The 8,235-nt window shown below is 73.8% G+C and carries 7 protein-coding genes; 5 read left to right on the forward strand and 2 right to left on the reverse strand.

Features of this window, described 5'->3' with window-relative positions; translation table 11 throughout:
- The first annotated feature begins 23 nt into the window (after positions 1-23).
- Both ACZ6R6_RS16375 and ACZ6R6_RS16380 read left to right on the forward strand, forming a co-directional pair.
- The gene (locus tag ACZ6R6_RS16375; protein ID WP_470094033.1) at positions 24-1,232 is read left to right on the forward strand and encodes a sulfite oxidase; all 1,209 of its coding nucleotides are present in this window, start codon (positions 24-26) and stop codon (positions 1,230-1,232) included.
- Between the two features lie 266 nt (positions 1,233-1,498).
- On the forward strand, positions 1,499-2,983 hold the full coding sequence (locus ACZ6R6_RS16380; protein WP_470094035.1) for a WS/DGAT/MGAT family O-acyltransferase: 1,485 nt from the start codon (positions 1,499-1,501) through the stop codon (positions 2,981-2,983).
- 99 nt (positions 2,984-3,082) lie between these two features.
- On the opposite strand, the gene ACZ6R6_RS16385 is transcribed toward ACZ6R6_RS16380, so the two are convergent.
- The gene (locus ACZ6R6_RS16385; RefSeq protein WP_470094037.1) at positions 3,083-3,676 is read right to left on the reverse strand and encodes a TetR/AcrR family transcriptional regulator; all 594 of its coding nucleotides are present in this window, start codon (positions 3,674-3,676) and stop codon (positions 3,083-3,085) included.
- 134 nt (positions 3,677-3,810) lie between these two features.
- Here ACZ6R6_RS16385 and ACZ6R6_RS16390 point away from each other — a divergent pair, with 134 nt between their 5' ends.
- Both ACZ6R6_RS16390 and ACZ6R6_RS16395 read left to right on the forward strand, forming a co-directional pair.
- Complete coding sequence (locus tag ACZ6R6_RS16390) at positions 3,811-4,371, forward strand: TetR/AcrR family transcriptional regulator (protein WP_470094039.1); 561 nt, start codon at positions 3,811-3,813, stop codon at positions 4,369-4,371.
- Positions 4,368-5,915: an MFS transporter gene (locus ACZ6R6_RS16395; protein WP_470094041.1), complete on the forward strand. Its 1,548-nt coding sequence runs from the start codon at positions 4,368-4,370 to the stop codon at positions 5,913-5,915. The genes ACZ6R6_RS16390 and ACZ6R6_RS16395 overlap by 4 nt, the downstream gene beginning before the upstream one ends.
- Positions 5,916-5,993: 78 nt before the next feature.
- On the opposite strand, the gene ACZ6R6_RS16400 is transcribed toward ACZ6R6_RS16395, so the two are convergent.
- Entirely contained in the window at positions 5,994-7,016 is a 1,023-nt protein-coding gene (locus ACZ6R6_RS16400) for an alpha/beta hydrolase (RefSeq protein WP_470094043.1), read from the reverse strand.
- Between the two features lie 104 nt (positions 7,017-7,120).
- Between ACZ6R6_RS16400 and ACZ6R6_RS16405 the strand changes: the two genes are divergently transcribed.
- A complete protein-coding gene (locus tag ACZ6R6_RS16405) occupies positions 7,121-8,044 on the forward strand; it encodes an aldo/keto reductase (protein ID WP_470094045.1) in 924 nt (307 codons plus the stop codon).
- The last annotated feature ends 191 nt before the right edge of the window (positions 8,045-8,235 follow it).

The following is an 8,235-nucleotide window of genomic DNA, read 5'->3' on the forward strand; positions in this document are numbered from 1 at the left end:
TGTAAGGGAAGGGGAGGCGCCGCATGCCGTACGAGGACCTGAACGACGAGGCCGTCCACCACCGCGCCCGCGCCGGGCAGCTCGCCCGGGGCGGGCGCGACCGGCTCCGGCTCGCGGCCGTCGACGGGGAGCCGGTCCCCGCCGGCGGCGTCACGGGGATCGTCAAGCCGCTGCCGCCGGAGACGTTCATCGGGCACGGGACGAACGCCGAGATGCGCTGGGAGGCGATGCGCGGCGTCGGCTACCACGTCTCCAACGACCGGTTCTTCGTGCGCAACCACACCTCGACCCCGATCATCGACGCGGCGACCTGGCGGCTGGAGCTGCACGGCACGGGGCTGCGCAACCCCAGGAGCTTCGGCTACGAGGAGCTGCTCGCGCTGCCCGCGGTGACGCGGGACGCGGCGATCGAGTGCGCGGGCAACGGCCGGAGCTTCTTCGCCACCCAGCAGGGCCAGGAGATCTCCGGCACCCCCTGGCGGCTGGGCGGCATCGGGGTGGCCCGCTGGCGCGGAGTGCCGCTGGCCACGGTGCTGGAGCGCGCCGGGATCACCCCTGACGCCGTCGACGTCATGCCGCGCGGACTCGACGCCCCCTACGTGGCCGACGGGGTCGACCACGGCCGGGTGCGCCGCCCGATCCCGGTGTCCAAGGCGCTCAAGGACGTGATCCTCGCCTACGAGATGAACGACCGGCCCCTCCCGCCCGACCACGGCCATCCGGTGCGGCTGATCGTCCCCTCCTGGATCGGCCTGGCCTCGATCAAGTGGGTGGGCGACATCGAGGTCTCCACCTCACCGCTGGCCTCGCCGTGGAACACCGAGTTCTACCGGATGTTCGGCGCCGCCTACCCGCCCGAGGGCAGCCCCCCGCTGACCGCCCAGGGGGTCAGGAGCGCCTTCGAGCTGCCCTGGCACGCCACCCTGGCGGCCGGGCGGCCGCACGTGCTGCACGGGCGCTCCTGGTCGGGCAACGGCCGGATCGCCGGGGTGGAGGTGAGCTTCGACGGCGGCGCCACCTGGCACCGCGCCCAGCTGCGCGGCCCGCACGTCGTGCCGGCCTGGACCCGCTGGCACATCACCTGGAACCCCCAGCAGGCCGGCCCGCACACCCTGCTCGCCCGGGCCACCGACGAGACCGGCGCGGTCCAGCCGGACCGGACCACGCACAACGACTACGGATATCTCTTCGACGCCGTCGTTCACCATCCCGTGATCGTCGTGAACGGATAGTCCAGAACCGCCCCGGGCACACCGGCCGCACCGATCACAGGGCAATTCAATACACAACTCTTACTCCTCCGGAAGGGCATTGAATTCTCCCTGCACGGCGCGCGTACCCGGTGATCGACGGAGGTCCCGCACCGTAATTCACGGCCGGATCATCCGACTTCATCTGAAAGACTCCCAAGGTCGCCCAGACGAAACGAGGCGGTAACCGACCTGAACGATGATGGCCATTCCCGTCCTTGTCCGCTCTCCATCCGGAGGCTCGATCAATGCGCCAGCTGACCGCACTCGACGCGCAGTTCCTGCACGCCGAATCGGCGACCACCGCGGCTCACGTCGCCGGGGTGGCGATCCTCGACCCGGCCTGGGCTCCCGCCGGTGTCCTCACGCGTGAGGCCCTGATCGAGCTGCTGCGCGGGCGGCTGCACCTCGCCCCGGCGCTGAGCCTGCGCCTGGCCGGCGTGCCGTTCGGCCTGGACCACCCCTACTGGACGGAGGCCGCCGGGCTCGACGTCGCCGACCACGTCTACGAGACGGCCCTCCCCCTGCCCGGCGACGAGGCGCAGCTGGCCGAGGCGGTCGCCCGGATCCACAAGCGGCGGCTGGACCGCGGCCGCCCGCTCTGGGAGATGCACCTCATCCAGGGCCTGACCGGCGGCCGGGTGGCCCTCTACGCCAAGGTCCACCACTGCGCCGTCGACGGGGTGTCGGGCGCGGAGACCCTGGCCGCCCTGCTGGACCTCACTCCCGAGCCCCGCGTGGTCGAGCCGCCCGCGTCCCCGGCGGCGACCGCCGCCCCCGGGCCGGCCACGATGCTCGCCGCGGCCGTGACCCGGTCGGTGACCCACCCGGCCAGAGCGCTGCGCTCACTGGGCAGGATGGCGGCCGACCTCGACGCGATCCCGCTGGCGGCCGCCCTCCCGGGGGCCCGGGCGGTGGCCGCGGCGGCCCGGATGATCCGGGGCCGGACCGGGGAGCTGCCGGAGCTGCCCTCCCTGTCGGTCCCGCGCACGCCGTTCAACGGCCCGATCAGCGCCGAGCGGCGCTTCTCCTACGGCTCGATCCCGCTGGCGGAGGTCAGGCGGATCGCCAGGACCTTCGGGATCAGCGTCAACGACGTGGTCATGACACTGTGCGCGGCGGCGCTGCGTTCCTGGCTGCGCGAGCGGGACGCCCTGCCGGAGCAGCCGCTGGTCGCCGACGTCCCGGTCGCGGTCCGCGCCCCGGGCGTCCAGGAGACGGTCGGCAACCGGCTCTCCGTCATGGTCGTCCCGATGCCGACCGACGTCTCCTCCCCTCTCGACCGCCTGCGGATCACGGGGCGGACGATGCGCACGGCCAAGCGGCGCTTCGCCGGCTCCCCCGCGACCTGGCTGAGCGAGCTGCCGTCGATGCTGCCCGCGGCCGTCACCGCGCTGGCGACCTCCACGGTCTTCCGGCTGGCCTCGATCGTGCTGCCGCCGATCAATCTGATCGTCTCGAACGTGCCGGGGCCCCAGCTCCCGCTGTATCTGTGCGGGGCCCGGGTGCTCGCCTACTACCCGATGTCGGTGCTGACCGACGTGAGCGGCGGCGTCAACATCACCTGCTTCTCCTACGACGGCTCACTGAACTTCGGCATCCTCGCCTGCCCCGACCGGGTGGAGGACGTGTGGCGGCTGATGGGGCACCTGCAGGAGGCGATGGACGAGCTGACGGAGCTGGCCGGGCCCCGTCCGGTCAGGGAGACGGAGGTCGAGGCGGTCCCGGCCTGAGATCGGCCGCCACCGGCCACCCGTGGAACGCCGGGTTCCGGGCGGTGCGGGCGGTGCCGGGCGGTGCGGCCCAAGGCAGGCGGGGCGGGCGGCGGAGGCTCAGCCCAGGGCGTGGGCGATCAGCTCGGCGACCGCGTCGGGGTCGATGTGGTGGCCGGTGAGCTGGCAGAGGCTCTCCTGGTAGAGCAGGACCGCGGCGAAGGTGACCGCGGCCACCTCCAGCCGGGCGGCGTCGCCGCGCGCCGTGGGCAGCGCCAGCTCCAGCGCGAACCGGGCCCGCCGGATGATCTCGCCGTTCAGCCGGCCGAGCCGGTCGCGGACCGAGCCGTGCGTGTCGGCCTCCCGGAACAGGATGCGGCGCATCGCCGGGGACGCGCTGAGCGGCAGCCGGCGGGCCAGCCGCGACAGGGCCCCGGCCGCGTCGCCGGGGACCGCCTCCACCTCGGGGGCCTCCTCCACGAGCGTGCGCTCGTCGACCAGGGCGACCAGCACGTCGATCTTCTTCGGGAAGTAGTGGAAGACGAGCCCCTTGGGCACCCCGGCCAGCCGGGCGATCTCCGCGGTGGGCGTGGCCTCGTAACCGCCCCCGGCGAACAGCTCCTCCGCGGCGTCGAGAATGCGCGTGCGCGTGCCGGGATCCGAGGTGTCGCGCGGGCGCCCGGCCCTGCCGGAGCGCTGTCTGAGGCTGCCCACAGCCCGACCATAGCCCCCGGCCAGGCCGGATTTCCATGCCGCCGGGGGGAGAGCGCCGTACGCGCGCCGTCCGGAAGAGTCGGTACGGTCATGTAGTGTTTGAGACGAAGTTGTCTCATATGAAACGGAGATGCATGGTGGCCGTGGGTCGCGACCAGATCATCGCCCTGGCGATACAGCACCTGAACGAGGATCCGACCGCCTCCATGGCCCAGATCGCCGAGGCCACCGGGGTCAGCCGCGCCACGCTCCACCGGCACTTCGCCAGCCGGGAGGAGCTGCTGGCCGTCCTCGGCCGCAAGGCGCTCGACGGCTGGGAGCGGGTGCAGCGGCGGGCCGCCATCGAGGAGGCCACCGCCTCCGCCGACCCCGAGCGTCTCGCCGCCGCCCTGCGGGACCTGCTCGCCGGCATGGTGGACGACGTGCAGGAGTACGGCTTCGCGCTGACCGAGCACGTGATGACCAAGCTGCCCGGGCTGCGCGAGCGCGCCGACGAGCTGGAGGAGCGCGAGCTCGCGCTCTACCTGGCCGCGCAGCGGGCCGGCGTGCTCCGCCCCGGCCTGCCGGTCAGGTGGATCAGCAACACCGCCTACGGCCTCATCATCGCCGTGCGGGAGAGCCTGCGGCGGGGCGACGTCGCGCGCAGGGACATCGAGCGGCTGCTGGTCGAGACCTTCCTGCGAGGGACCGCATGACGCGCGCGGCCGGACGGGGACCGGCACTCGGCGCGCCGCACCCGCGCCGCTGGGCGGGGCTCGGCGTCCTGTCCGCGAGCCTGCTGCTGGTGGTCATGGACATGACCATCCTCAACGTGGCGCTGCCGGCGATCTCCGCCGACCTGAAGCCGGACTCGGTGCAGCTGCTGTGGATGGTGGACGTCTACGCGCTCGTGCTGTCCGGCCTGCTCGTCACGGTCAGCGCGCTGGGCGACCGGTGGGGCCGCAAGAAGATGCTGCTCACCGGATTCGCGATCTTCGGCCTCGCCTCGACCGCGGTGCTGGTGGCCGACAGCCCCGGCGACGTGATCGTCACGCGGGCGTTCCTCGGCATCGGCGGCGCCATGATCATGCCGTCCACCCTGTCGATGATCCGCACCCTGTTCACCGATCCGCGCGAGCGGGCCACCGCGCTGGGCGTCTGGTCGGCCATGGCCGCGCTCGGCGGCGCGCTGGGCCCGATCCTCGGCGGCGCGTTGCTGGAGAGGTTCAGCTGGCACGCCGCGTTCCTGGTCAACGTCCCGGTGATGGTCGCGGCGGTCGTCGCGGGCCTCCTCCTGCTGCCCGAGTCCCGCGATCCGCGCCCGGGCCGCTGGGACGCGACGGCCACGGCGCTGTCCATCGTGGGGATGGTCGCCCTGGTGTGGGCGATCAAGCACCTCGGCAAGGAGGGGTTCGGCGATCCCAGCGTGCCGATCTCCCTGGCCGTCGCGGTGGTGACGCTGGTCTGGTTCGTCAGGCGCTGCCTCGACCGGCCCGATCCGCTGCTGGACGTCCGCCTGTTCGGCCGTCCCTCCTTCACCGCGGGCACCGTCGCCGCGCTGACCACCTCCGTCGCGATGGCCGGGATGCTGCTGCTGATGGCCCAGTGGATGCAGCTCGTCCAGGGCTACTCCCCGCTGGAGACCGGGGTGCGGCTGCTGCCGACCGCGGCCGGCGCGGGGCTGGTCTCGCCGCTGGCCCCCCGCCTGGCCGTCCGGGTCGGCACCAGGACGGTGCTCGCCGGCGGTCTGGCCGTCGCCGGGGCGGGGTTCCTGGTCCTCTTCGCCGCACCGGCCCCGCTCTCCTACCCGGCCGTGGCCGCGGCGCTCCTGCTGATCGGCGTGGGCATGGGGTCGCTGGCGATCGCCTCGGCGGTCATCATGTCCAGCGCGCCGCCCGAGCGGGCCGGCAGCGCCGCCGCGATCGAGGAGACCAGCTACGAGCTGGGCGGGGCGCTGGGCGTGGCCGTCCTCGGCAGCGTCGCCGCGGCGGTCTACCGCGGCGGGCTCGCGCCGTCCGAGCCGGTCATGGCGGGCGTGACCGGCCGGGCCGCCGAGGTGGCCCGCGAGTCGCTGGGCGGGGCGCTGGAGGTGGCCGGAGGCGCCGGCCGGGCCGGGGCCGAGCTGGCCCGCCAGGCCCAGGCCGCCTTCACCGACTCGCTGGCCGTGACCGGCGCGGCCGGCGGCGGCCTCATGCTGGCCGCCGCCGTCGCGGTGTGGCTGCTCACCCCACGCGACATGGACCTGTCCGGCGGCCACTGACCGTCCCGGCGGCCCTCTGGCCACCCCGTACGGCCCGTGGCGGGAGCCGGGCCCGCCCGGGCGGGCCCGGCCGGCGGCTCACCTGGCGCCGATGGCGTCGAGCAGCATCGGCAGCGCGCGGCGGAGCTCCCCGTTCCAGTAGGTCATGTTGTGACGTCCGCTGTAGAAATGGGTCTCGACGGGGATGCCCAGCTCCTTGAGCCGGCCGGTGAAGGATCTGGCCGCCCGGTCGGCGAGCTCCTCGGTGATGTCGCCGAAGAGCTCGCCCTCTCTCTTGCGGCCGTCACCGGCGGCCACGTAGAGCCGGACCCCGCGGAGCCTGCCCGCCAGGTGGTAGGGGTCGTGGGCCTGCCATATCCCGCGGTCGTCATGGGGGTCGCCCCAGATGCGCTTCCAGTCGGTGCCGAAGCAGCCCGCGGTGGTGCCGAGCATGACGGCCAGGTCGACTCCTGGCATGAGGATGTGCACCGCCCCGCTGAAGGAGGCCGCGGCCCGGAAGTTCCCGGTCGCGGCGTAGAGCATCGCCCCCTGACCGCCCATGGAGTATCCGGCGACGGCCCGCTCCCCGCTCGCGGCGTAGCGGCTCTCCAGCAGGGGCAGCAGCTCCTTCAGATGGTAGGTCGCCCACCGGGGCGGACCGCCGTCGCCGCCGTTGTACCAGTCGGAGTAGCTGCCGCACCTGCCTCCGTCCGGCATCACCACGATGACCTGCGCGTCCTCGGTCAGCTCCTCGATGTCCGACTTCGACCATGCCTGGTAGCCGTCCAGTCCCCCGTGGAGCAGCCAGAGCGTCGGCCAGCTCCGGCCGGAGTCCTTGGACCATCCCTCGGGCAGCAGCAGCCGGACCGTGGTGACGCCGTCGAGGGCCGGGGAGCGCAGGGTCAGCTCCATCCTGCGTCCGCCGAGCCGCCGCTCCTTGACCACCTCGGCGCCGCCGGAGGTCTCCGACGGCTGGGCGGAGGCGGGGGAGGCGGCCGGCGCGGGGGCCGGGTGGCGCTGGTTGACGGCCAGGGCGATCGCGGCGGCCACGAGCAGGACGCAGAGCCCGCCCACGATCACAGCGCCGATGAGGAGTCCGCGTAGCCGTGAACCGGGTGCCATGAGAGCCTCCGACCGTCCCTATTGACGCCGGACATAATAATTGCCCGGCAGCCTGCCGGGATGCCCGCTGAGTGCGCGATTATTCAGCCAATAAGCTGACGACCATGAGCATTTCTGAGCTGAACCTTTTCCCCCTCTGCCTGGGGGGCAACGTATTCGGCTGGACCGCCGACCGCGACGCCTCGTTCGCCGTCCTGGACGCCTACGCGGAAGCGGGCGGCAACTTCATCGACACCGCCGACGTCTACTCCGAATGGGCCCCCGGGCACTCCGGCGGGGAGTCGGAGACGATCATCGGCGAGTGGATGGTCTCCCGCGGCAACCGCGACCAGGTCGTGGTGGCCACCAAGGTCGGCTCGCTGGGCGGCCGTCGCGGCCTGTCGGCGGCCAACATCCGCGCGGCGGCCGAAGACTCGCTGCGCCGCCTGCGGACCGACCACATCGATCTGTACTGGGCGCACATCGACGACGCCGAGACTCCGCTGGAGGAGACCCTCGGCGCGTTCGACTCCCTGATCCGCGAGGGCAAGGTGCGCAACATCGGCGCCTCCAACTACGGCGCCGAGCGGCTGGCCGAGGCGCTGGCGATCTCCGAGCGGGACGGCCTGGCCCGGTACGGGGTGCTGCAGCAGCACTACAACCTGCTGGAGCGCGACTACGAGGGCGCGCTGCGCGAGGTGGTCGCCGCGGCGGGGCTGACCAGCACCCCGTACTTCGGCCTGGCCCGCGGCTTCCTGACCGGCAAGTATCGGCCCGGGGTCGAGGTGGACAGCCCCCGCGCCGGTCAGGCGTCGGCCTACCTGGCGACCGAACGCGGTCCGCGGGTGCTGGAGGCCCTGGACAAGGTGGCCGCCGCCCACGACGCCGCCCCGGCCACCGTCGCGCTCGCCTGGCTGGCCGCCCAGCCCACGGTGGCCGCGCCGATCGCCAGCGCCCGCAGCGTCGAGCAGCTCAAGCCGCTGCTCGCGGTCGCCGGGCTGACCCTGCGGGACGACGAGCTGGCGATGCTGGACGAGGCCTCCCGCTAGCCGCCGCGACGGGATCGCCGGCCGGCGCCGCCGTACGGGGCGTCCGGCCGGCCGCCGCGCGGTGTGGGCTCCGCCGTGACGCGGGTGAGGGGTCCGGCCCGGGGCCCGCCGCCCCCCACCCCCCCCACCCCCCCCCCGACCCCCCCCCCGCCCGGCCGCCCCCCCCCAGCGGGAGCGCCCACACGCCGCCC

The sequence above is a fragment of the Streptosporangium sp. NPDC048886 genome, assembly GCF_055586905.1.

Excerpts from the sequence above, each read along its gene's own strand:
- ACZ6R6_RS16375 (WP_470094033.1), top strand. The coding sequence starts at position 24 with ATGCCGTACGAGGACCTGAACGACGAGGCCGTCCACCACCGCGCCCGC.
- ACZ6R6_RS16380 (WP_470094035.1), top strand. The coding sequence starts at position 1,499 with ATGCGCCAGCTGACCGCACTCGACGCGCAGTTCCTGCACGCCGAATCG.
- ACZ6R6_RS16390 (WP_470094039.1), top strand. The coding sequence starts at position 3,811 with ATGGTGGCCGTGGGTCGCGACCAGATCATCGCCCTGGCGATACAGCAC.
- ACZ6R6_RS16395 (WP_470094041.1), top strand. The coding sequence starts at position 4,368 with ATGACGCGCGCGGCCGGACGGGGACCGGCACTCGGCGCGCCGCACCCG.
- ACZ6R6_RS16400 (WP_470094043.1), bottom strand. The coding sequence starts at position 7,016 with ATGGCACCCGGTTCACGGCTACGCGGACTCCTCATCGGCGCTGTGATC.
- ACZ6R6_RS16405 (WP_470094045.1), top strand. The coding sequence starts at position 7,121 with ATGAGCATTTCTGAGCTGAACCTTTTCCCCCTCTGCCTGGGGGGCAAC.